This window comes from Kosakonia sp. 1610 (assembly GCF_050435845.1).
GTDB classification, from domain to species: domain Bacteria; phylum Pseudomonadota; class Gammaproteobacteria; order Enterobacterales; family Enterobacteriaceae; genus Kosakonia; species Kosakonia cowanii.
The window spans coordinates 872,191-896,122 of sequence record NZ_JBNDKZ010000001.1; the positions used below are offsets into that span (position 1 = coordinate 872,191).

The 23,932-nt window shown below is 51.9% G+C and carries 26 protein-coding genes and 1 pseudogene; all 27 read left to right on the plus strand.

Annotated features, from left to right (window positions below; translation table 11 throughout):
• A complete protein-coding gene (gene tssC, locus ABIC80_RS04210; protein ID WP_023480123.1) occupies nt 1–1,503 on the plus strand; it encodes a type VI secretion system contractile sheath large subunit in 1,503 nt (500 codons plus the stop codon).
• Nucleotides 1,504–1,559: 56 nt separating this feature from the next.
• Nucleotides 1,560–1,985, plus strand: a complete 426-nt coding sequence (locus ABIC80_RS04215) for a Rap1a/Tai family immunity protein (RefSeq protein WP_429175616.1) — start codon at nt 1,560–1,562, stop codon at nt 1,983–1,985.
• Between the two features lie 87 nt (nt 1,986–2,072).
• Nucleotides 2,073–2,501: a T6SS amidase immunity protein Tai4 family protein gene (locus ABIC80_RS04220; protein WP_429175618.1), complete on the plus strand. Its 429-nt coding sequence runs from the start codon at nt 2,073–2,075 to the stop codon at nt 2,499–2,501.
• Nucleotides 2,502–2,698: 197 nt separating this feature from the next.
• Nucleotides 2,699–3,181, plus strand: coding sequence for an Hcp family type VI secretion system effector (locus ABIC80_RS04225; RefSeq protein WP_023480099.1), 483 nt, complete (start codon nt 2,699–2,701; stop codon nt 3,179–3,181).
• A gap of 162 nt (nt 3,182–3,343) precedes the next feature.
• Entirely contained in the window at nt 3,344–4,216 is an 873-nt protein-coding gene (locus ABIC80_RS04230) for a peptidoglycan-binding protein (RefSeq protein ID WP_429175621.1), read from the plus strand.
• A gap of 3 nt (nt 4,217–4,219) precedes the next feature.
• Nucleotides 4,220–5,014, plus strand: a complete 795-nt coding sequence (locus ABIC80_RS04235; RefSeq protein WP_305208225.1) for a lysozyme inhibitor LprI family protein — start codon at nt 4,220–4,222, stop codon at nt 5,012–5,014.
• A gap of 140 nt (nt 5,015–5,154) precedes the next feature.
• Nucleotides 5,155–6,975 carry a type VI secretion system-associated FHA domain protein TagH gene (tagH, locus tag ABIC80_RS04240; protein WP_429175623.1) on the plus strand — a complete coding sequence of 607 codons (1,821 nt, stop codon included), beginning with the start codon at nt 5,155–5,157 and terminating at the stop codon, nt 6,973–6,975.
• Complete coding sequence (locus ABIC80_RS04245; RefSeq protein ID WP_023480106.1) at nt 6,972–7,766, plus strand: PP2C family protein-serine/threonine phosphatase; 795 nt, start codon at nt 6,972–6,974, stop codon at nt 7,764–7,766. The genes tagH and ABIC80_RS04245 overlap by 4 nt, the downstream gene beginning before the upstream one ends.
• A gap of 20 nt (nt 7,767–7,786) precedes the next feature.
• Nucleotides 7,787–8,764 carry a hypothetical protein gene (locus ABIC80_RS04250; protein ID WP_200133768.1) on the plus strand — a complete coding sequence of 326 codons (978 nt, stop codon included), beginning with the start codon at nt 7,787–7,789 and terminating at the stop codon, nt 8,762–8,764.
• A 9-nt stretch (nt 8,765–8,773) separates the two neighbouring features.
• Complete coding sequence (locus ABIC80_RS04255) at nt 8,774–9,586, plus strand: type VI secretion system accessory protein TagJ (protein WP_429175625.1); 813 nt, start codon at nt 8,774–8,776, stop codon at nt 9,584–9,586.
• Nucleotides 9,579–10,148 carry a type VI secretion system baseplate subunit TssE gene (tssE, locus tag ABIC80_RS04260; protein WP_429175627.1) on the plus strand — a complete coding sequence of 190 codons (570 nt, stop codon included), beginning with the start codon at nt 9,579–9,581 and terminating at the stop codon, nt 10,146–10,148. Before ABIC80_RS04255 ends, tssE begins: the two co-directional genes overlap by 8 nt.
• A 3-nt stretch (nt 10,149–10,151) precedes the next feature.
• Nucleotides 10,152–12,023, plus strand: coding sequence for a type VI secretion system baseplate subunit TssF (tssF, locus tag ABIC80_RS04265; protein WP_023480090.1), 1,872 nt, complete (start codon nt 10,152–10,154; stop codon nt 12,021–12,023).
• Nucleotides 12,020–13,063 carry a type VI secretion system baseplate subunit TssG gene (gene tssG, locus ABIC80_RS04270; protein WP_429175630.1) on the plus strand — a complete coding sequence of 348 codons (1,044 nt, stop codon included), beginning with the start codon at nt 12,020–12,022 and terminating at the stop codon, nt 13,061–13,063. Before tssF ends, tssG begins: the two co-directional genes overlap by 4 nt.
• Before the next feature lie 175 nt (nt 13,064–13,238).
• Nucleotides 13,239–15,857, plus strand: a complete 2,619-nt coding sequence (gene tssH / locus ABIC80_RS04275) for a type VI secretion system ATPase TssH (protein ID WP_124968099.1) — start codon at nt 13,239–13,241, stop codon at nt 15,855–15,857.
• Between the two features lie 26 nt (nt 15,858–15,883).
• On the plus strand, nt 15,884–17,338 hold the full coding sequence (locus tag ABIC80_RS04280) for a serine/threonine protein kinase (protein ID WP_429175633.1): 1,455 nt from the start codon (nt 15,884–15,886) through the stop codon (nt 17,336–17,338).
• A gap of 142 nt (nt 17,339–17,480) precedes the next feature.
• Nucleotides 17,481–17,861: a DcrB-related protein gene (locus ABIC80_RS04285; protein WP_023480152.1), complete on the plus strand. Its 381-nt coding sequence runs from the start codon at nt 17,481–17,483 to the stop codon at nt 17,859–17,861.
• A 56-nt stretch (nt 17,862–17,917) separates the two neighbouring features.
• Nucleotides 17,918–18,145, plus strand: a complete 228-nt coding sequence (locus ABIC80_RS04290) for a hypothetical protein (protein ID WP_429175636.1) — start codon at nt 17,918–17,920, stop codon at nt 18,143–18,145.
• Nucleotides 18,109–18,484 (plus strand): annotated as a pseudogene (locus ABIC80_RS04295) (type VI secretion system tip protein VgrG); the annotation flags it as partial. The gene ABIC80_RS04290 and the pseudogene ABIC80_RS04295, both read left to right, overlap by 37 nt.
• 818 nt (nt 18,485–19,302) lie before the next feature.
• Nucleotides 19,303–19,674 carry a hypothetical protein gene (locus ABIC80_RS04300; protein WP_429175637.1) on the plus strand — a complete coding sequence of 124 codons (372 nt, stop codon included), beginning with the start codon at nt 19,303–19,305 and terminating at the stop codon, nt 19,672–19,674.
• 263 nt (nt 19,675–19,937) lie between these two features.
• Nucleotides 19,938–20,285 (plus strand): DUF3592 domain-containing protein, encoded by a 348-nt coding sequence (locus ABIC80_RS04305; protein WP_429175640.1) that lies wholly within the window; start codon nt 19,938–19,940, stop codon nt 20,283–20,285.
• A gap of 96 nt (nt 20,286–20,381) precedes the next feature.
• Nucleotides 20,382–20,729 (plus strand): hypothetical protein, encoded by a 348-nt coding sequence (locus ABIC80_RS04310; protein ID WP_429175641.1) that lies wholly within the window; start codon nt 20,382–20,384, stop codon nt 20,727–20,729.
• 114 nt (nt 20,730–20,843) lie between these two features.
• Nucleotides 20,844–21,152 carry a hypothetical protein gene (locus tag ABIC80_RS04315; RefSeq protein ID WP_429175644.1) on the plus strand — a complete coding sequence of 103 codons (309 nt, stop codon included), beginning with the start codon at nt 20,844–20,846 and terminating at the stop codon, nt 21,150–21,152.
• 89 nt (nt 21,153–21,241) lie between these two features.
• Nucleotides 21,242–21,625, plus strand: coding sequence for a hypothetical protein (locus tag ABIC80_RS04320; RefSeq protein WP_429175645.1), 384 nt, complete (start codon nt 21,242–21,244; stop codon nt 21,623–21,625).
• 266 nt (nt 21,626–21,891) lie between these two features.
• A complete protein-coding gene (locus ABIC80_RS04325) occupies nt 21,892–22,233 on the plus strand; it encodes a hypothetical protein (protein ID WP_429175648.1) in 342 nt (113 codons plus the stop codon).
• A 216-nt stretch (nt 22,234–22,449) separates the two neighbouring features.
• Nucleotides 22,450–22,770, plus strand: coding sequence for a hypothetical protein (locus ABIC80_RS04330; RefSeq protein WP_429175651.1), 321 nt, complete (start codon nt 22,450–22,452; stop codon nt 22,768–22,770).
• A 69-nt stretch (nt 22,771–22,839) separates the two neighbouring features.
• Entirely contained in the window at nt 22,840–23,211 is a 372-nt protein-coding gene (locus tag ABIC80_RS04335) for a hypothetical protein (protein WP_429175653.1), read from the plus strand.
• 40 nt (nt 23,212–23,251) lie between these two features.
• Nucleotides 23,252–23,638, plus strand: a complete 387-nt coding sequence (locus ABIC80_RS04340) for a DUF3592 domain-containing protein (RefSeq protein ID WP_429175654.1) — start codon at nt 23,252–23,254, stop codon at nt 23,636–23,638.
• Nucleotides 23,639–23,932 lie beyond the last annotated feature (294 nt).

Here is a 23,932-nt window from a genome sequence, read left to right on the forward strand (position 1 = left end):
ATGAGCAATCCTTCTCAACAACAAGAACTGCAGCAGGGTGCCCAGTCCTTTAGCCAGGACGAGTTCAGCTCTCTGCTCAATAAAGAGTTTCGTCCAAAAACCGATCAGGCGCGCTCGGCGGTTGAAAGTGCGGTGAAAACGCTGGCGCAGCAGGCGCTGGAAAACACTGTTACGTTCTCCTCCGACACCTATCGCACCATCCAGAACCTGATTGCAGGTATCGATGAGAAGCTGTCGCAGCAGATCAACCAGATTATTCACCACGAAGATTTCCAGAAGCTGGAGAGCGCCTGGCGCGGTCTGAGCCACCTGGTGAATAACACTGAAACCGATGAGATGCTGAAGATCCGCTTTATGAGCATCTCCAAGCAGGAGCTGGGCCGTAACCTGAAACGCTATAAAGGCGTCGGTTGGGATCAGAGCCCGCTGTTCAAAAAGATCTACGAAGAAGAGTATGGCCAGTTCGGTGGCGAACCGTTCGGCTGCCTGGTGGGCGACTACTACTTCGACCACAGCCCGCAGGATGTCGAGCTGCTGGGTGAAATGGCGCGCATTGGCGCGGCCTCACACTGCCCGTTCATTACCGGTACTGCACCAAGCGTGATGCAGATGGAGTCCTGGCAGGAGCTGGCGAACCCGCGCGATTTGACCAAGATCTTCCAGAACACCGAGTACGCCGCATGGCGTTCGCTGCGTGAGTCTGAAGATGCGCGTTACCTGGGCCTGGTTATGCCGCGCTTCCTCGCGCGTCTGCCGTACGGTATTCGTACCAACCCGGTTGACAGCTTCGATTTTGAAGAAGAGACCGATGGCGCGAACCACAACAATTACACCTGGTCGAATGCCGCTTACGCAATGGCGACCAACATCAACCGCTCCTTTAAAGAGTACGGCTGGTGCACCTCTATCCGCGGCGTTGAGTCTGGCGGTGCGGTAGAAAACCTGCCTTGCCACACCTTCCCGAGCGATGACGGCGGCGTGGATATGAAGTGTCCGACCGAGATCGCCATCAGCGATCGCCGTGAAGCGGAACTGGCGAAAAACGGCTTTATGCCACTGATTCATCGCAAAAACTCCGACTTTGCTGCCTTTATTGGCGCGCAGTCGCTGCAAAAACCGATGGAGTACCACGACGCTGATGCCACCGCCAACGCGCGTCTGGCTTCCCGTCTGCCGTATCTCTTCGCCTGCTGCCGTTTCGCGCACTATCTGAAGTGCATCGTGCGTGACAAAATCGGCTCCTTCCGCGAGCGTGATGAGATGGAACGCTGGCTGAACGACTGGGTGATGAACTACGTCGACGGTGACCCGGCAAACTCCTCGCAGGAGACCAAAGCGCGTAAACCGCTGGCTGCTGCAGAAGTGCAGGTGCAGGAGATCGAAGACAACCCTGGCTACTACGCAGCGAAATTCTTCCTGCGTCCGCACTACCAGCTGGAAGGTCTGACCGTTTCTCTGCGTCTGGTTTCAAAACTGCCGTCGCTGAAAACTAAAGAGGCGTAAGGCTGTAAGGCCGTAAGCGCGATGCGCTTACGGTCTATAAAAAAAGGAGAGTTGTTATGAAAGGAATCACTGTTATTACGATGGGTTTGCTTCTCTTTTCTTCATTGTCGGTAGCAACGCAAAAAATTTATCACTATCCTCAGGCAGAAGCGCTACCCGATGATAGTACGACTATATTTCCGCGAGATCCCGCATTGCTAACTAGTCAAAATGTTAATTTGACGGGGGAACAGTTCCTTGCCTCATGGCATAACTGGGAAAACGAACGTGAACGCATCAAGGCGGATATGTATCTTCTTGGCGTACTGGATGCAACCGAAGGAAAACTGTGGTGTGGTTACCACCGAGTTAAATCTATTTCGATCCATGAATACTTAAATTATTTTTTTGATAAGCTACCAAAAGAACGGCTTAAAAAAGAGCGGGCTTCCGACTTAATCATCGAGGCGATGACCATCAATCGTCGGGGTTGCCGGAACTAATTAATTTTTCGATGATTAACCCTTTATTTCTTATAGCTGAGGATAGTACCCTTATGCTACGACCAAAGCCAGTTTTTGGGAGTTGCTATGAGAAAGATATGCTATAGCTTGCTGTTTATATGCAGTGGTGCATTCGCGAATGTAGCTGACGATCCGATGGCATTTATCAAAGAACGGCCATACACGCAAGTAGTAAAGGATATGGTGCTCGCGCTCTGTATTGCTCAGGTGGCTGAACCGAATTCAGCCTATTCACTGGACGCAGCAAGAAGTGCAAATGCGTTACGGGAATGGCTGCCGTTTGATATCGAAAATGGCAATGAAAAAGTTAATGCATTAATAAAAATATATAAAAACAGACGGCATGAATTTCATAATGAAAGCACCAAAAGTGTTAAAGGCGTTACATTAAATTGCCTGCGTCTGTATCATAGCCCTGAGCTGGATAAGCTAGCAAAAGAGGTGTTGGTTAAAAACCCAGAACATACCTGGAACCAGGATTATCCCAACGAATAATCTTCATAATTAATTAACACCCACGAATTATTTCTCTTGTAAAAGAGAAAACGAATTTCTGAAGAAACACCCGTTTTTTCGGAATGTAAAGAGGCAGAGGTAAAATATGGACGGTTTTATTCAGCCCCATGCTTACCCATTTGCCATATAAGCGCTTTTTCGAAAGCAATATTTATCATTAACGAAGAGTAAATATTATGGCTATTGATATGTTTCTGAAGGTCGATGGAGTTACGGGCGAGTCCAAAGACTCTAACCACACCGGCTGGACTGATATCACATCTTTCTCCTGGGGTGCTTCACAGCCAGGGAACATGAGTGTTGGCGGTGGCGGCGGTGCCGGTAAAGTCAATTTCAACGACCTGCATGTAAATGCACTCATTGACAAATCCACTACCGCTATCCTGAAGCACTGCTCCAGCGGCAAGCATCTGACCAAAGTTGAACTCTCTGTCTGCAAAGCAGGTGGTCAGCAGGTTGAATATGCTCGCATCACTCTGGAAGACGTGCTGGTGACCTCCGTTCAGTACACCGGTGCTGACAACGGCGACACCGTTGGTGTGACCTATGCATTCCAGGCTGCGAAAGTGAAACAGCAGTACTGGGAGCAGTCCTCTTCCGGCGGTAAAGGTGCTGAAACCAGCGCTGGCTGGAACATCAAAGAAAACAAAGAAGCGTAATTGCTTCGGTGAGCCCGCAAGGGCTCACCCTGTTTTCGTGCTGATAAACACCACACATTTCCTCTTTAGTTTTGACTTCCTCTTATCAAATAGCGTGTTTCCTGCAACAGAGAGCTATTGCTACTCAAACGCAGCAGCTTTGCTGAAAGCTGTGTCGTTTGAATGCGTATAAATATTAAAGAATATTTTGAGGATGAACGAATGAGTGTTCTGCGCAAGGGTGATCGTGGTACGAATGTCAAAGAGTTACAACAACTGCTGAGTAAAGCAGGGTTTAACGTCGGTGATGATGGTATTTTCGGCTTGAAAACGGAAATGGCTGTCAAACAGTTCCAGGCTAAACAGAATCTCCATGTGGACGGTATTGTCGGGCGTCGTACGCTCGCTGCATTGGGTAAACCCGTGACAACCCGCGCGCCGCAGCCGCCGATTTCCGGCAGCGCAGGGCGTCAGGCGGTTGGCGCAATGGATATTTCCGCCAGCGGTATGAGCTTCATTTTTCATCGTGAAGCCTGGGTGAACAAAAGCTGTTATCTGCACTGGCCAGGCGGCGCAAGCGGCGTTACGCTTGGGCCGGGCTACGATATGAAAGAGCGATCTGAGCAGTCCATCAAATCTAAAATGATGGAAATTGGTATCGATGCCATTACGGCAGAGAAGATCAGTAAAGCTGCCGGGCTGAAGGACGACAAAGCGAGCCAGTTTGCGAAAGAGAACGCCAAACTGGTGCGCCTGACGGATGAGCAGGAGACAAACTTACTGCGTGCAACGGTTCCCCCGTACGTCAACAGTGTCAGAAATGGTATTTTTGTGCAGCTCAAACAGTATGAGTTTGATGCACTGGTCTCCTTCGCTTATAACCCGGGAGGACGACTGAGAAATGTGTTTGGCTTTATCAACCGCGGTCAGATTTCTGACGCGATGACGGAAATTAAACGCGCCGTTACCAGTAATCATAAAGTGGTGAAAGGCTTGATTAATCGTCGCAACTTTGAAGTGAACTTGTACTTAAACGGCGACTATGGGAATAACTGACCGATGAAGACGCATAAAATTGTGATGCTGGCGGCGGCAATCTCCGCCGCGACCCTGTTGCCGTCACTGGCGCTGGCGGGGAATTCGCCGGTTACGGGCGAGTGGCAGGTTAAGCAAGCTTTTATCAATACGGAATCAGAACGTACCCTGAACTATCAGTTCAATGACGATCGCCTGGTGGGACGCTTTCTGAGCGTGACCGATAAGGGGATCTCCACGTCGCTGCCGGGTGGGTCAAACTGCCAGTCACCGACGATAAAAGAGAACGGTTCTACTCTTAACGCCTGGGTTGCGGCAACGCAATCTATTCCGGAGAAAGACGCCGCTAAAACCTATGAGCTGGGCTTAGATGGTAAAGCGAAAGCGCAGGTTGAGAACATTACCTGTGCATCAGGAAACTTTTCTAACGGCGATCCGGGCGCTGATGCCAGTTTCGCAGTGGTTAACAAAAGCGTACTGCTCAACTGGACGGATGGCACCATCCTGTTACTCGCGCCTGTAGATAAAAACAGCAAGCCGAAAGCGTCGTTTGACTGTGCTAAAGCGGCTTCTGCACCTGAGAAAGCGATCTGTAGCGATCGCGAGCTGGCGTCACTGGATAACAGCGTCGCGCGCTCCTACCGATCTTTCCGTCAGGAAGCGGTCAAAGTGGGCAATAAAGACCTCGATAAGCAGTTGCAGTCACAGCAGAAAGCGTGGTTAAGCCAGCGCAACAGCTGTAATGCGGACACGGAGTGTCTGAAAAAATCGATGAACGATCGTCTGGAAACCCTGGCACATAGCCTGGATGGCGTCTGAGTCGTTTCACAATAGCGGGGAGGGCGCACTGCCTTCCCCGCAGTGGGCTGAGTAACGCCTCCAGGTGCCCGTATTCAAACGCAGCCGCTTTACCCAAAACGGCGCCGTTTGAGTGCACATAACTCCAGCAGGAATACGCGATGCGATTCACTATTATCACCAATAAACCCGGTCATCAGCCGCCGCAAAGCCGCTGCGACTTTTATCCTCCGGGCGGCACCATTGGCCGCGGCACCGACAATAATCTGGTGCTGCCGGATAACGACCGCTCTATTTCCCGTCTGCAGGCCATTGTTCATATCTCCGGCACGGGTGAATGCCGTGTCACCAACCGCGGCAACGTGACGCGCGTTGTGCTCAACGACATCCCGCTTGAGCGCGGCCGTCAGGTCGAGCTTCAGGATGGGGACATTCTTGGTATCGATGAATACCGCATCGAAGTGAGCGATCTTATTCAGGACACGCAGCCGGTAAGCCGCATGGCCGAGGAGATGTATCCGAAGCCAACGCCTGCACCGACGGCGAAGCCTGCACCTGCGCCGACCGCTGCGCCGAAAAACGCAGCAGAGGGCGCGCCAGCCTCCGTGCCGACGGAAATTTGGGACAGCCTGATGCAGGAGTTCTCAATCTCCGACAGCATCTCCAGCAGCCGTGCCAAACCCGCCGAGCCGCAAAACTTTAATCCTTTTGCTGAACCGAAAGAGCCGGAGCGCAACCCGGAAGACCCGCTCTCATTATTGGGCAACCACGAGCCGCTGGTCGCGCCAAAATCGCTCGATTCAGACAATCTGTTCAATGACGAACAGCTGTTTAAAAACGACAGCATCTTTAATGACGCCACGCCATCGACCTTAGTCCCGCCGGTTGAACCGGTACAGGCACCGAAAGAGAGTGCGCCTGATAGTGACGAACTCGATCCGCTGGCGCTGTTTGGCGGCAGCGGCAGTGCGCCGCAGGCACGCAGCGACGACCCGCTTGGGCTGCTGAGTGGTGCTGTACCGCTGGCGCATGCTGATGAGATTGCCCCGGCGAAACCGCAGGAGCCCTCTTCGCCGATCATTACCGATCTGCAGGCCAGCGAGCCGCCGGCAGAGCAGCAACCGATCATTACCGATCTGCACGCAGAGGATTTGAGCGGCACGCCGCTCTTCGCCGAAGAGGAGCCGATGCCGTTGCAGGAAGGCGTGCAGGAGCCGCAGGATTATGCCGGCATCACGCTGCCGACACCGCAGGCGGTACAGCGCAGCGCGGCGCAGACGCCGAAAGGGCGCCTGCGTATCGATCCGGTGCAGAGCCCCGGCGCGAAATCGGCACCTGCCAGCACCTCCGGCGACAGCGGCGATGTGCTACAGGGCGAACTGCTCGAAGCGCTGCTCGAAGGGATGGGGCTGGGCGATATGCAGCCCGTTCCGCAGTTTGACAAAGAGAACATGCGCCAGTTTGGCCAGATGTTAAGTATGTTCTCGCAGGGCACCGTGGCGCTGCTCTCCTCGCGTTCGATCTTAAAGCGCGGCGTGAAAGCGGATATGACAATGGTGCTGGATGATGCAAACAACCCGTTCAAACTGCTGCCTTCGGGTAAAACCGTGCTGATGCAGATGTTCGGTAACCGCATGCCGGGCTTTATGCCGCCGAAAAAATCGGTACGCGATGCACTGATCGACCTGCAAGCGCACCAGTTGGGGATGATCTCCGGTATCCGCGCCATTATCGCGGCGATGCTGCAATCCTTTAATCCTGAGCAGCTGGAAGAAGATGCGAAACGTGACGGCGCGACCTCACGTCTTGGCGTGCTCTCCAACCGCAAGGCCGCGATGTGGGACTACTTTGTGCGCACCTATGCGCAAACCGCCGGTGAGATTGACGATGACTTCCATACCCTGTTCGGTGAAGCGTTCCTCCACGCTTACGACATGGAGGTTAACCAGTACAAAGACTCACAAAGCGGATCGGAAGAATGAATATCAGCACCGCCTCAATATCACGACAAGGCGAGCGTGCCAGTAATCAGGATCAGACCGGAGAAACTATCGGCGAGCGTGCCGCCTGTTTTGTCGTCTGCGATGGCATCGCCGGTTTGCCCGGCGGTGACAAGGCGGCCGAACTGGCGCGCAATGCCATCATCACCGAGTTTGACGGCGATGAGCACCTCAATGCCCAGTACATTCGCAACTATATCAACGGCGCGAACCGTGCAATCCGTAAAGAGCAGCAAGCGGTACGGGATTACAACCGCATGGGCACCACCATGGTCAGCCTGTTTATCGATCGCGATTACGAGCTGGCTTACTGGGCCCACGCTGGTGACAGCCGTCTCTATCTCTTTCGCCGCGGCTGGCTCTATCATGTGACCACCGATCACAGTCTGGTCCAGCAGATGAAAGACGCCGGACATCAGGTTGAAGGCATTAACGGCAACCTGCTCTATTTCGCGCTCGGCCTCGGCGAAGATGAGCGCGAGCCGAGCTACAGTGATGTGGTGCCGATTGAAGATGGTGACGCTTTCTTATTGTGTACGGATGGTTTCTGGCACGGCGTCACCGAAGAGCAGATGCAGCAGTCGCTGCATATGGTCAATACGCCCGACGAGTGGCTGACATTAATGAATCAAATCCTGCTGAAAAACGGTGCCGGGTCACAAACCCAGCAGGATAACTACAGCGCCGTGGCGGTGTGGATGGGTACGCCTCAGGAGACCACGCTTTTGCATACGATCTCTGAAGCCGCTCAGTTTTTCCCTCTTCGTGATTGATACAGCTTACAAGGACTTTTATGAAACTTTGGCTACCGGGTTTGGCCCTGCTTGCGGCATGTGGCAGCGCGCAGGCAGAAAACTACCGCATCGTGCAATCGCCTTCGCAAAAACTGGATGTCTGGATCGACAATGTTGAGGATAACACTCCTAAAAGCTGGTGCGGCAAGACGCTGCCGCTGCGTATTGTCACCGGCGGCGAGAAAAAGCCTTCCGTTCTGAACAACTTCTTACCCCGTCTTGGCGCGCTGCTGGAAAACCAGTGCGGTGCCCTGACGCAGGTGCACTGGAAACTGACCGACGCGCAGGGTACGACGCTGGCTGAAGGTACCGCAGATAAAGCCAAAGAGTGGCAGCCGGTCGTCACCTCAAACGGCGCAGCGCCAGCGCAAACCACGACGCTGCAACAGCCGGTTGGCCGCCCTGAAGATCTCTCCCCACCTGCTAACCGCGCGCCGTGGCAGGAGTTCACCCTGCAGGATGGTTGCCATCTGCGCACCTTCTGGCAGGGCGATGCCAGCGCGGCAGCACTCTTCATCCCCGCTAAAGAGGATGGGAAATGCGAGAAGGGCGGCTGGCTGAATGGTCGCAGCGATGTTACGCAGGTCAGCAACGGCGCCGAAAAGAAAATCACCATGACCTTCGTTCACGGTTTCCCGGTGAGCGGCCTGAGCGACAAAGTGGACGCCGACCGTCTGCTGATCACCACCGTCAATAACGAACGTATGGTGGTGAGCGAAGGCAGTCTGGCGCAGAGCTGGATGATCCTGCCTTACGTCAACAGCCTCAACGGCTGGCAGGCCAACGGCACCGTCGCCGTCGAGATTTCACGCGAAGTGGCTAGCGATGCCACACGCTTAAAAGCGCGGCTTGATGAAGTGCGCAAAGTCTGGACGCCGTGGTTCGAGCCTGGCACTCGCCTCAATATTCTGCTGATTGACTCCCTGCATCCGCAGTTGCGCGATCCCGCAGTCGGGACCTACAAAACCGTCAACTAAGGAGCAGCCATGAATACCCTATTTCAACAACTGGCGGGTGAGTCCCTGCAGGATAGCCTTGCACAGCTTGAGAGCCGTATTCGCACTCAGCCGGGCGACGCCGATTTACGCGCCGCGTTCGCACAGCTGCTCTGCCTGGACGGCAACTGGACACGCGCACAGGCGCAGTTAAAAAGCTGGCAGGGGCTTAAGCCGCAGGCGCAGCCGACCGTCACCCTGCTGGAGCAGGCGATCGAAGGCGAGCGTCAGCGTGCTGACGTGATGGCCGGGCGCGCGCGTCCGGTTGCACCGGTCGAGCAGTATCCATGGCTGGCAGAGGTGATTAGCGCACTGGATCCGCAGGGCAGTGATGCCGACGCGCTGCGTGACGCGGCGCTGGAGAAGGCCGAGGCCAACCCTGGTCAGCTCGCCACACAGGATGGGCAGATGGTAGCGTTCGACTGGCTGATGGATGGCGACAGCCGCTTTGGGCCGGTATGCGAAGCGATTGTGAATGGTCGCTACTTCTGGCTGCCGTTTAGCGCCATCTCCGCGATGCAGTTTCAGCCGCCCGCCAGCGTCACCGATTTAGTCTGGCGTCACACGCTGGTGCGCCTGCGCGATGGCAGCGAACAGGTGTGCCAGATCCCGGCGCGCTATCCGCTGGATGCTAACGCAGAAGATCGCTTCAAACTCTGTCGCGTCACTGAATGGCAGCAACTGTCGGGCGAGTCGGCGCACTACCTCGGGATGGGGCAAAAAGTGTGGCTCAATGACGGTGCCGAATATTCGCTGCTCGATCTCGCCACAGTGACCTTCGCTGCGGACGCGACGAATGAGTAACTCCGCACAACATGACGAGGGCGATCTGCTGCGCAGCGGCTGGCGCTCGCGTCGCGGCAAAGATACCGTCGGCGCGCGCGACAAAATGCAGCCCTCGCTGCTCGATCGCCTGACCGATGACGCACCGGACAAAGTGCAGGAGCCGGCAAATAACAATCTGATCACCCACTCGGCGCTGCGCCGCAACGTGCTGCGCGATCTGCAGTGGCTGTTTAACACCATCAATAACGAAGCGCAGCAGGATCTCTCCGACTTCGATGAAGTGCGCCGCTCGGTGGTCAACTTCGGTATTTCGCCGCTGGCGGGCCAGCGGATGTCCGATATTGAATGGAATGATATTCAACGCAAGCTCACCGATGCGATCCTGCACTTTGAGCCGCGCATCCTGCCGCAGGGCCTGCAGGTGCGCTGCATCTCCGACACCAAATCGCTGGATCTGCACAATATTCTGTCGATTGAGATTAAAGGTCGTTTGTGGTGTGTGCCCTATCCGCTGGAGTTCCTTTTTCGCACCGATGTGGATCTTGAAAACGGGCATTTCGAGTTGAAAGACGCGGGGTAATTCATGGAAAGCAAATTACTGGAGTACTACAACCGCGAACTCGCCTGGCTGCGTGAGATGGGCCAGGAGTTTGCCGGGCGCTACCCAAAAGTGGCCGGGCGTCTGGGCATGCGTGGGATGGATGTATCCGACCCCTATGTCGAGCGCCTGATGGAAGGTTTTGCCTTTCTCACCTCCCGCGTACAGTTAAAAATGGACGCCGAGTTTCCGCGCTTCTCCCAGCGGCTGCTGGAGATGGTTGCGCCGAACTACCTGGCACCGACGCCCTCAATGGCGATTGCAGAACTGCAGCCGGACAGCGCCAAAGGCGATCTGAGCAACGGGTTTGTGGTGCCGCGCGGCACCATGATGGACAGCCAGGTGATGAAGAAGAATGGCGTCACCTGTAGCTACACCACCGCTCACGACGTCACGCTGCTGCCGCTGAAAATTAGCCAGGTTGAGCTTGGCGGCGTGCCTGCCGATCTCCCGCTCGCGCAGGTCGGTTTAAGCCAGCGCGGCGCGCAGAGCGCGCTGCGTATTCGCCTGAGCTGCGATGGCCCGGTCAATCTCAGCCATCTCGACTTTGACCGTCTGGAACTCTTCCTGAGCGGGCCTGACATGCAGGCGCTGCAACTGCTTGAGCTGCTGATGGAGCATCAGGTAGGCATGGTCTGCCAGGCAAACGCGCCGCAGGCTGCACTCCATGTGCTGGCGGATGACGCGCTGCGCCAGGAGGGCTTTGAGGCTAACCAGTCTCTGCTGCCTGACGACCTGCGCAATTTCGACGGTTACCGCCTGCTGCAAGAGTATTTTGCTTTCCCGTCGCGTTTTCTTTTTATCAGCCTGCAGGGGCTGCGCACCATGCTGGAAAGCAGCGGCGAAGCCAAATCCTTCGATATCATTATTCTGCTTGATAAAGCGGACGGTCAGCTGGAGCGGGTGGTGGATAAGAGCCATCTGGCGCTGCACTGTACGCCGGTCATCAACCTGTTTCCAAAGATCGCCGAGCGGCAGAAGCTGAGCGAAAGCCTGCACGAATACCATCTTGTGGTCGATAACATCCGTCCGCTGGATTATGAGATTTACTCTGTTGGCAAAATCCACGCCAGTGTTGATGGTCAGCGCGATGAGCAGACCTTCCGCCCGTTCTGGAGCAGCTGGAGCCAGGATGAGGGCAATTACGGTGCCTACTTCTCAGTGCGCCGCGAGCAGCGCGCGCTCTCTGAGCATGCCCAGCGCTACGGCACCCGCACCGGCTATATCGGCTCCGAAGTTTTCGCCTCGCTGGTGGATGAGCAACATGCGCCGTGGCGAGAGGATTTACGCTATATCACCGCAGAAGTGCTGTGCACCAGCCGCGATCTGCCGCTGATGCTGCAGCAGGATATGGGGCAGTTTGTGCTGCCCGATTCGCTGCCGGTGAAATCGCTCAAGCTGCGCAAAGGGCCGACGCCGCCGCGTCCGGCACTGGCGGAAGGGCTCAGTACCTGGCGTTTAATCAGCCAGCTGCAGATGAACTATCTCAGCCTGATGGATGGCGAAAACGGCGAAGGCGCTGCGGCGCTGCGCCAGCTGCTTGGGCTCTATACCCGGCTGGCGGAAGCGCCGGTGGCACGCCAGATTGAGGGCGTGCGCCACTGCGTGCTGGAGCCAGTACATCGCCGGGTGCCGGAGCCGGGTCCGATTGTCTTTGCCCGTGGTGTTGGCATTACCCTTACCGTTGATGAGCAGGCCTTCTCCGGCTTCAGCCCGTGGCTTTTCGGCAGCGTGCTGGAGCGCGTCTTTGCCCGACTGGTGGGCATGAACAGCTTTACGGAGTTTACCCTCAAGAGCCAGCAGCGCGGCGAAGTGGGCTACTGGCCGCCGCGTATGGGCAAGAGGGCGCTGATATGACCGACACGCCCGCGCTCAAGCCTGCGATCGTCCGCCTGAACAGCTTGCCGGATGCCTTCTGGCAGAATGTGATGGCAACGCCGTGGCGTTACGATCTCTTTACTCTGCTGCGTCGCGTGGATGCGCGCGGCGGTGAGCGCTACCCGCTGGGGCGCGCGCCGCTGCCGCGCTTTGAGTCGCTGCGCGTCGGGCAGACGCCATCGCTCAGTTTCGCGCCGGCAACGCTCGCCGGGGTGAAACAGCGCGAAGCATCGCCTCTCTATGATGTGTCGATTTACAGCTTTGGTCTTTTTGGCCCTAACGGCCCGCTGCCCATCCACCTGACGGAGTATGCGCGCGAGCGTATCGACCATCATCAGGATGAGAGCATGAGCGCCTTTGCCGATCTGTTCCATCACCGGCTGACGCTGCTCTTTTATCGTGCCTGGGCGGATGCGCAACCGACGGTCTCACTCGATCGCAAAGACAATAATCGCTTCGAGCACTATATCGCGTCATTGATCGGTATGGGTCAGCCAGGACAGCTGGAGAAGGGGACGCTCAGCCCCCATTCCCGCTTCGCGCTGGCAGGGCACTTAACCCGCAACGGCCGCGATCCCGAGGGGCTGGCAAAGATCCTGCGCGGCTATTTCAATGTGCCGGTCAACATTGTGGAGAACGTTCCGCAGTGGATGCCGCTCAGCCCGCGCGAACGCGCGCGTCTGCAGGGTGGGCGGCACGCGCCGCGTCTGGGGCAATCCACCTTTCTTGGTGAGGCGGTGCGCGATGTGTGCCATAAATTTCGCATTGAGATCGGCCCGCTACCGGCTGAAACCTACCGGCGCTTTCTGCCGGGAGAGAAGTATGTCGCCGCGCTTCGTGACTGGGTGCGCCAGTATCTGGGCATTGAGTATCAATGGGCGGTGAAAATTATCCTGCGCAGCGAAGATGTTGTCGGCGCCGCGCTGGGCGGCGACAGCCGTCTGGGGTATAGCGCCTGGCTTGGTATGCAACCGAGACCAGAAGCGCGTGGAGATTTGGTATTTAGCCCGGAGGAGTAATCCTTCGATTTTGCATCCCTGTCTGACGTCTGCACATAATCATTCGCGTTGCGTTGCACGGTAAGCCGGCGTATCCCGGACGCTTACACCCGTAAGCACAAAGGAGATGGGGCCGCCATCGACGAGACAGCACGAAGGATGAAGTGCTAATTAATTATGAATAATGGAAGAACCCATGTCAGAAATCAGCCGCGCCGTCTTATTCGGCAAACTCGACACACTCTTATTCACCTCGCTGGAGAGCGCCACCGCGTTTTGTAAACTGCGGGGTAACCCATATGTAGAGCTGGTTCACTGGCTGCATCAGTTGATGCAGCAGTCGGATGGCGATCTGCAGCAGGTTATCCGCCACTTTTCACTTGATGAGCAGGCGCTAACGCGCGATATCGTCGCGGCGCTGGATAAACTGCCGCGCGGCGCAAGTTCCGTTTCCGACCTGTCAGAGCATATTGATACAGCGGTTGAGCGCGCATGGGTCTACGGTTCGCTGAAATTTGGCGTCACCCGCATTCGCGGCGGTCATCTGTTAGCGGGGATCCTGAAAACCTGGAGCCTCGCCAACGTACTGAAAGGCATCTCTCCGCAGTTCGATCGCGTCAGCGCCGATGCGCTGCTGGATAATTTCGACACCATTTGTGCCAACAGCAAAGAGACGCAGCAGGCAACGGTTGCCCTGAATGATGAAAGCGGCGTTGCTGCACCGGCTCAGCAGGGAACGCTTGCTCAGTATGGCCAGGATCTCACCGCGCGTGCGCGTGATGGCAAGATCGATCCGGTTGTCGGGCGCGACGAAGAGATCCGCCAGATGGTCGATATCCTGATGCGCCGTCGCCAGAATAACCCATTGCTGACCGGTGAAGCCGGGGTGGGTAAAACCGCCGTGGTGGAAGGCCTGGCGCTGCGTATTGCCAGTGGCGACGTGCCTGAGCCGCTGGTTGACGTTCAGCTGTGGCTGCTTGATATCGGCATGCTGCAAGCGGGCGCGGGGATGAAAGGGGAGTTTGAAGCGCGTCTGCAGGCGCTGATTAACGAAGTGCAGTCCAGCCCGACGCCGATCATTCTCTTTATCGATGAGATCCACACGCTGATTGGCGCAGGCGGCCAGCAGGGCACTGGCGATGCCGCCAACTTGCTGAAACCGGCGCTGGCACGTGGACAGCTGCGCACCATCGGTGCCACGACCTGGGCTGAGTATAAAAAATATATTGAGAAGGATCCGGCGCTGACCCGTCGTTTCCAGACCGTACAGGTCGCCGAGCCAGACGAAGAGAAAGCGGTACTGATGCTGCGCAGCACCGTGTCGGCGCTTGAGAAACATCACCGTGTACTGCTGCTGGATGAAGCCGTAGTTGCTGCCGTGAAGCTGTCGCATCGCTACATTCCGGCGCGACAGCTGCCGGACAAAGCGGTTGCTCTGCTCGATACGGCCTGCGCGCGCGTTGCCGTCAGCCAGAGTTCACCGCCGCCGCAACTGGAAGATTGCCTGCACCGCATCGACGCGCTGGACGTGGAGATCGAGATTGCCAATCGTGAAGCCAAAGTCGCCGTTGGCGACAGCGAGCGCGTGGTGAAACTGCAGGCCGATCTGGAGAAACTGGCCGCGCAGCGCGATGAGCTGACGCAGCGCTGGGAGCAGGAGCAGGCGCTGGTGGACAGCATCATCGCCCAGCGTGCGCAGCTGCATACCGCGCCGGAAGAGGCACTGACCGAGTTACGCGCCACCCTTACCGGGCAGCAAAATGCGCTGCGCGCGTTGCAGGGCGACGAGCCGCTGCTCTTTACCTCCGTGGATGCCAACGTGGTTGCCGCCGTGGTCTCTGACTGGACCGGCATTCCGCTGGGCCGGATGGTGAAAGATGAGATCGACGCGGTGCTGAAACTGGCCGATACCTTAAATGAACGCGTTATTGGTCAGCGTCACGGTCTGGAGCTGATTGCCAAACGTGTTCGCACCTCGCGCGCGCGCCTTGACGATCCGAACAAGCCGGTCGGCGTATTTATGCTCTGCGGCCCGTCTGGTGTCGGTAAAACCGAAACCGCGCTGGCGCTGGCGGAGTCGCTCTACGGCGGCGAGCAGAACATCATCACCATCAATATGAGCGAGTTCCAGGAAGCGCATACGGTCTCTACCCTGAAAGGCGCGCCTCCGGGCTACGTCGGTTATGGTGAAGGCGGCGTGTTAACGGAAGCCGTGCGCCGTCGTCCCTACAGCGTGGTGCTGCTGGATGAGATTGAAAAAGCGCATCCCGATGTGCATGAGATCTTCTTCCAGGTGTTCGATAAAGGGTGGATGGAAGATGGTGAAGGTCGCCATATCGATTTCCGTAACACCATTATCATCCTCACCTCCAACGTTGGTACCGATCTGATCACCGGTATGTGCGCCGACCCGGAGCTGATGCCGGAGCCGGACGCGCTGCGTGACGCTCTGCGCGCGCCATTGCTGCAGGTCTTCCCGCCTGCGCTGCTGGGCCGTCTGCTGGTGGTGCCGTACTACCCGCTGAGCGATGAGATGCTGGCGATGATCGTGCGTCTGCAGCTTAAGCGCATTCAGCGTCGTCTCGAAGAGAACCATGGCATCGTTTCCGAAGTGGATGAGAGCGTGGTTGAACAGATCGTTGCCCGCTGTACGGAAGTGGAATCGGGCGGACGTATGGTTGACTCCATCCTTACCAACACTTTGCTGCCGCTTATGAGCCAGCTATTACTCGACGCCAGCGCGCGAGACGAGCATTATAAGCGTTTACGTGTCACGTTTGAGCAGGGTGAGTTTCACTGTCAGTTTGCGGCGTAACGCCATTATCAAGAGAGTTTTCCAATATGACGGATCACGATAACAACCGGAGTGTACCGAACGCGTTGCCACCGGGATATCGCTTCAATGAGTTTGAAATTAAAGAAGTGATCGGTGGTGGAGGGTTCGGCATCGTCTATCGCGCCTGGGATCACCAGCTTGAGCGAACCATCGCGATTAAAGAGTTCATGCCCTCTTCGCTGGCAGTGCGTAACGACGACATGACGCTGGTGCTGCGCAGCGAGCGCTTCAGTAAAGCGTTTACCGCCGGTTTGAACAGTTTTATCCAGGAAGCCCGTTTACTGGCCCGTTTTAACCACCCGAACCTGCTGCATGTGCTGCGTTTCTGGGTGCAGAACGACACCGCCTACATGGGGACGGTGTTCTACAGCGGCACGACGCTGTCGCGCCTGCGCGAGAAGAATCCGGCGCTGATCAATGAAGCCTGGATCCGCCGCATGCTGCCGATGCTGCTGGGGGCAATTAAGACCATTCACGATGAGGGTTATCTTCATCGCGATATCTCACTGGACAATATCCAGATTCAGGAAAACGGCTTACCGGTGCTGCTTGATTTCGGCTCCGCGCGCCGCAGTATCGGTTCTATTTCTGATGAAACCGAAACCATGCTGCGCCCGGGCTATGCGCCGATCGAGCAATATACTGACGACAACGAGAGCGAGCAGGGGCCGTGGACCGATATCTACGCTCTGGGTGCCGTGCTGCATACCATGATCATCGGCTCACCGCCGCCGGTCAGCGTAGTGCGCAGCATTCAGGACACCTATGTCCCGCTGACCCAGCGCGGGCTGCCGGGCTACTCTCATGCGTTATTGCAGGCTGTCGATCGCGCGCTGGCGCTGAAGATGGAAGATCGTCCGCAGTCGATAGATGAGTTTGCCGCGCTGATTGAGATGCCGGTCGCCGGTATCGACGATGTGCTGAACGTGAAGCAGCCTGGCACCATGCTGGTACCGGTTGAAGAGACGCCGGAAAAAGTTGAGGTTGCTGGCTGGCAGCGCTACAAACTGCCTGCGCTGGTCGCGGCAGGTGTGATTGTTGGTGTTATCGCCGGCGCGCTGCTGTTCAGCAGCAGCTCGGAGCCTGAAAAGGGCGCAACGGAGACGGTCAATAATTCGCAGCCGCAGCAGAACAGCGCGCCTGTCGAGCCGCCGCGCCAGACCGAGCCAGTTGCACAGCCGACGACTCAGCCAGCACAGAGCCAGAGCGAAACGCCGAGCGCCGCACCGGTGGCCTCGCAGACACCGATAGCACAACTCTTTGTTCGGATGAACGAGGGCGAGAAGCTGACGCTCAACGGCGAAAGCCAGTCTATTTCACCGGCCACCAACGGTTTTGCCTCTCTGAAAGTGAAACCGGGCCGTTACGAGCTGGTGCTGGAAGGCAATGGCCAGACTCGTAGCCAGACTGTCGATATTGCTAACCCGGGCACCTGGCTTATCAATCCGCAGCCGCGGTAATCGTTGTTTACCCGGGCACCCTGACCCGGTCACGCGCGGGAGCGTCATCCCGCGCGTATCATTTCACCTTGCTGCAGGGAGCAACGGCTTCTTCTTTTCATCACGACCTTAGTCTCGTCCGACCTATAAAAAAGACAGAACTATGAATTTATTAACACACAGTAATAACGGTGGCAGTGAATTTACGTTTGTTGTCTCTCGCGCCAGCGCCAAAGCCGATGATAAGGTTCATACCGTCGCCGCCAGAAAGATCCGCGAGCTGGAGATGACGCTCACCGATTTTCACCTCGAATCCACCCAAATGTTAGACGTTGATGGCAATCCTGCCGTCGAGTTGTTTTATCAGTTCAGCAATGACAACCGGATCATTTATCAGCGGCAAACCATCATTTTGCTGGCGGATCCTGCAGCGGGTCAGAAAATGGTCAGCTATGTGGGCACCTGCCCGGGTGAATTTAGTGAGTCTTACCAACAGCAATATCAGGAAATTATTCAAAGCCTGAAATTCCATCGCGCTCGCTAACGCTGCACCGCCAGGCTCACCCTTCATTAAAATCAGATGTCACAGAGGACTTCACCATGCAAGACAGGATCACGGTCAAGCTGCCGGTAGACGGCCTGCTTTTCTGGAAACTCACCGGTCGCGAGGCGCTGTCTGAAGCGTTTGCTTTTTCCCTGACGCTGCTGGGCACCGACGCGCGCATCGACCGCAGCCAGCTGCTCGGCCAGCCGGTGACGGTGAATGTGCCGACGCAGGGGATTGCCGGCGGCATGCGCCGTTCTTCAGCGATAACGGGGAGCACCTGACCACCGAGGCGAACTACTTCTCCTTAAGCAGAACCGCTGGCATAGCGGTTCCGAAGGCGAGACGGTGCACCGCACCGATTCGCCGTGATTCCTCCTTCGGTGGTGTTCCGCCCGGCAACGGTGACGGCGTGGCCGAAAACCCACGGTCCGCAGACGGCGAAAGTGCTGGGCCCACGGGGGGAGAGTATCTGGACGGACAAATATGGCCGGATAAAGGTAAAGTACTACTGGGAGCGGCAGGCGAAAGTGGACGATACCAGCTCCTGCTGGGTACGCGTGTCGAGCGAATGGGCCGGCCAGGGCTTCGGCGGGGTACAGATTCTGCGCATGGGGGGTGAATAGACGTTGCTGGGCTACATCATGTTACTAAGAAGTTGACAGTAAACTAAGATGATGGACATCAGACTAACACCATTACCGGTGGCCTTGAAATAAAGGTTAATGGGGCGGCTGGAAGCAGACTGTCGCTGGTGGTTAAATAAAAATCTATAGCCCTGCTCTCATAAAAATAAAGAGTGGAACACATGTTTGATAGAGCCTCCTATATTTGAAAAAACCGATACTACGAAACGTAGTTTTGCTCAAGAGTTTATTGCTCATAATTCTAAAGAATAACTTTTGATATTTTTAGTGCGACTGGAAAACTATTATCATTAAAGTATGCTCAAACTAATACCATCTCTAACCCGATATCCATTTCTCATGAATCTTTTGAGTATAATAAAAAAGGCGTTGTAACAGAAATCAATGGTGTTGATAAATTAACGGTTAAGCAAAACCAAATTATTGACATTGAAGGTAACGTTGCAAGAAATATAGTTGGTAGTAGTACTGATAATGCCCTTGGTGAAATAAATATTTATTCGCCTTGTGAAATTAACATTAAAAGTGATACTGAGGTCAACGTTGATACGCCATGGGCTGTTGAGAAAAAATTAAATGTAACAGGCTTTGTGTTGAACTCAGTTTCTATGACAGGTTTAGCTCTGAGTTTAACTGGTATGACCATAGGTATAACGACTACGAAAATTGAAAATGATCCTGTGAAAATTGCCTACAATAATGGGTTTTCATATAAAGCTGGAACAGTTAATGCGACTAACTATAAAGTAGTGTTGAAAAGATCAATCCTAACAATGTTTAACTAACAGAATAAAATGCAATATCTAAAATATCTTAATATTATTGCTCCTATTATAGTTGTGCTCATTATATTATCCATTTTTGTTCGTAACTATAAAAATGGGCGAGTTGAGAAGCAAATTGCTAAAGACCCAGTTTATGTTAACGCGATTATCACAAAAGTTGTGCCAGGAACACCCTCAACATTTGGTGTCGTAAACGTAACCCTGGATTATAAATTTAATGCTAATAATGGTGCTTTAATTGAAGAAAGAAATGTTATGACAGCAATCAAAATCATGGATTTATTCAATTATAAAGAAGGGGCTACAGTGCCTATTATATATTTAAGAACAGATCCTCACAAGAACATGTTAAATGTAAAGAACGCTTTGGAAGAGTTGTAACTTAAAAAGCCTACACTAGTGATTAATTGATGGAGGCTAAGTCTTTGGAACTAAAAATCTCTAAACCCGATTTTATTTTAAGTTGCAACTTGGCCTTAAATAATTATTGCATAATTTCATAAGATTTATCGCGCAAGAGGAAATGCTTTGTTGTTTGAGATGGGAATTAATAATGGGATGGCGAAATGGCACTGAAATAAATGCGGCAATATAAAAATACAATTATATGATTATATTTTCATTGATTTTTATGGGACTGTAATTTGCTCAACTCATCTTTTATTACTCTTATAGGTATCGTCATTGCGTGTGTCGGTGTGATTGCTTATTGCTATCATACCGGCGCTATTTACGATAAGTTTAAAAAAGAGGGAATCAGAGTCGAAGCTAAAATAATAAGCAAAGAAAAAATAGGTGCGTCAGGCACAGGGAATACAAAATTCCGTATGATTGTTGAGTTTCCAACCGAGGATGGCATCGTTAGGGCAACGGCTAAAAGATTTTTCACACCTGAGGATCTTATTAAAGTGATGAGAAACAATACCGTTATTCTTTACTATATGCCTCATGCGACACAAAAGGTTCTTCTCGTGCCAAAAGAAATGGAGTGAAGATTTATACTTAAAAGGCCATCTGTTCTTCGATGTTAATATGCCGACCACCAAAGCACACAACAGTAAATAGAAATTAGTATGCGAGGCGAATGGATGTCTGAATCAACATTATGGAATATTGCCCTATCAGTAATTGTAATAGGTTGGATGGCGTACAGTGTTATTAAAACGGGTGCCGATGACACAAAGTTTCGAGCCAAAGGGGTAAGGACAGAAGCGCGGATAATTAATAAGGAAAATATTGGGGTGTCGGGTACTGGCAACATGAAGTTCAAAATTGAGCTTGAGTTCGAAACAATGAATGGAACTACTCGCGCCTGGGTTAAGCGGTTTTTTACGCCTGAAGAGCTGATAAAAATAATGAGGAAAAATACTGTTTTGTTGTATTATTTGCCGGAAAATCCTAAACAGGTATTTCTTGTGCCAGGGGATATGGAATAGCTTATGCTTCATTTTGTTCCGATTCCACTCAAGATGATGACGTCAATATCTCTAACGCGAGACCTGCGCAGGACAGTGAATGACTAATTTCTTAAGGAGATAGAACAAAGCGATATGATGGGGTTACTATTAGCACTCGGGATCTTGGCCAGTATCATTATATTGTGTTTTATATCAGTCGCCAGAAGAGAGAAAATCCTTCGTGAAGGAAGGCCGGTTACAGCCATAATCGAAAAGATAAGACCTGTTGCCACTGATGATGCTGGAAATACAACAATAGTATATACCTTGAATGTTGAAGGGCGTAAAATTCAGGGGCGAGAGAAAATTGACACCTTCTATGCTCCCCAAATGCAGAAAGGTATGAAAATAAAAATCATGTACATTGATGATAAGAACTTTGTTTTTATTTTTGATAGGTAGTTCTTCTGGAAAACAACTCACTATAGTGGTTTTAAAAAAAACAGTCTCATAGATTATTCTTTTTTTAGATTGGATTTAGAGGAGGATTAATGGCTCTGGAGGAGTACTCTGAATGTTTTATGTACGGGGGTGTCATTTTAACAGTAGCAGTCACCGTGTTTTTTTTCTTATTAGAAAGACAACATAAAAGCGATGTTTCGGGAATAAAGCATTATCTCTCCAGCAATCGTTGGCAGGGTGACGTAATGCAAACAAACATTGAGTCGTGGAAAAAAATAAACGCCAGGTACGGAAATGATCATTTTTATGATGTTAACTTCTTCCTGCCCAATGACAAGCAATTATATACAGCGAAAATTCTAATTGCCTCAGATCAAGCGCATATGCTGAAAAAGGGATTGACTATAAAAGTCAAAAAAGGGGCAAAAGGTAAAATGGCCGTCATTTCAATATGCTTCAATAATGAGTGTTAACTGTGATGGGTGAAAAAATATATTTGTTATTAGCTTTTTATGAGTTACAGGCACAGTTGAAAGATAAATGCAATATATAATGATGATAAAAGTTAACCTAAAATAAATTAACGACTCGGTTTTATAATGTCTGTATATCTATGCAGTTTACAGCTATTATAATCGTTGTTGAATAATATGTTTTTTCTTTAATCGATTTTTAAGCTTCCATTTCGATAGGCACTATGATCAGTAGCATCGTCGATTATTTTATGCGAGGACAAAGCGTGTCTATTGGCAATGATATTGGGTTGTTGTTAAGTATCGCTGCACCATGTGCATTAATAGGTTGGGTGTTCTATACCGGATCTGTCTATGATAACTTTAAAAAACATGGGGGCAGGACTGTAGCCAAGATAACAAATATAAAGCAGACCTCCACTTCAGGGGCGGGTTCACCACAGTGCGTTTTTAGCTTGTCATTTAAAACATTCGATGGGAAAGAGATTCATACAAACCACACTCAGGTTGTCACAGTGCTGGATTTAATGAAACTTGAGCGCGAAAGGAAACTAGTTATCTATTATAATAAAAAGGATCCGGGGAAAGTTTGGCTGATTTTGAAATAACATTCGTAATTTGGCACATCTCATCACAGTTGGTATGTAAATTTTAGAGTGGTTCTGGGAATGTATGTAATTGAATGTTCTCATTCTCAGTGCAAGAATCAATTTTTCTGCAGGATAACAGTTTCAAATATATTCGGTACTGATGACTTTCCCTACTGATAATTCGTAAGATTTAGGACGTATGCATGATTAATCTACGTAAAGTAAGATGAACTTATGACTGAGTTCATGTTTGAAATTATTATTTGTGTGCTCATCTTTTCTTTCTTCATCGCTTACGGTTTTTATCTGACAAATAAAAGAGATAAATTGATGGAAGAGGGACGACCTGTGCTTGCAGAAATTATCAATATTAGACCTGTAAGCAGTGATGGTGCGGGCAATACAACCATTGTATATGTCCTTGATATCGAAGGCCATCTTTTAAAGGGGACTGAAAAAATTGATACATTCTACGCCCCTCAACTGCAGAAAGGTAAAAAGATAAAATTGTTTTATAAAAATGACAAAGAATATATGTTTGTGTTTGATGAATGACCTTAGCTCCTTTTGTTTTTATTGTGGGTGGTTGCATGTGAGTATAGTGTCGAATTGTTCAAGGAGACGATGGTGTATATTTCATACTTTGTAACTTATCCCTTGCTCGTTCTATTTTTAGGTATGTTTGTTTTCTTTTGTTATAACTTTATTATGGCAGGCAGAGACGCTGTAACCATAGAGCCTGAGGATTCTGTAGAGGGGTATGGTGAAATAATTAACATTCGTAGCACCAGTGGCGGAAACGCTTCCTTCGTTAACGTTCTTATCCAGGTGAAATTAATAACTGCTAATGATAAAGTCGTCAACACAGAGGGAAAGGCTGTAATCGATGTTATTAAAATTGCGGCGTACCAAAAAGGTGCGAAAGTGCCATTGGTTTACTCAAGAAAAGATCCTATGAAGATCAAGCTTAAAATACCTTCTCCCCTGGATAGATAAATTAATGGTGTTGTCAGTTATGCCTTAAGGAGGGTTGGGTATGGAAATTTTTTATATAATTTTGATAATCTTCATAGGTCTCTTGTTTGGCGTTTTTCCTATGGCAAGATTCCTCTACACTTCGTTATATCCATATCTAAAAAGTGTTTTTATGCAAGAGGCCGTCCTAAATACTGGCATAAGTGTTAACGCGCTAATTATTTACGCCTCTCAAACTAGCAGTTATGATGGACATCTACCGATTTACAGGTTGACGCTAAGTTTTGAGACACTGGAACAGCAAACGATAGAGTCGACAATCATGAAGCCGCTGAAATTTAGTGAAATCGAACGGTTTACTGCCGGAAACTACACGATCATTAAGTACGATCCAATCAATCCTGAACATATTGCTATTACAGATAAACCATTAGTTTTAGGTGATTGAAATTAGAGTATTTTACTTGGCTGTCCACCAAAGAAATTTGACTTTAATATTTTTCGAAAGTTTTAGTGGCCTTTGGAATGCAAGCGTTGTTAATAATCAGCGGTTGCATTTAATGCTAAGAAGTTACAGCCGAATAATTGAGTAAAAATAAGGACGGGTGATTATCAAGGGATTTTTATACTCAAAAAATACTGTGACGTGTTTCTAAACCATGGAAATGACGCAATACAATGTTGGCGCAACGGTTCCGATCGTTTATTTGCGCAGCGATCCCACACAAAATAAACATATTCT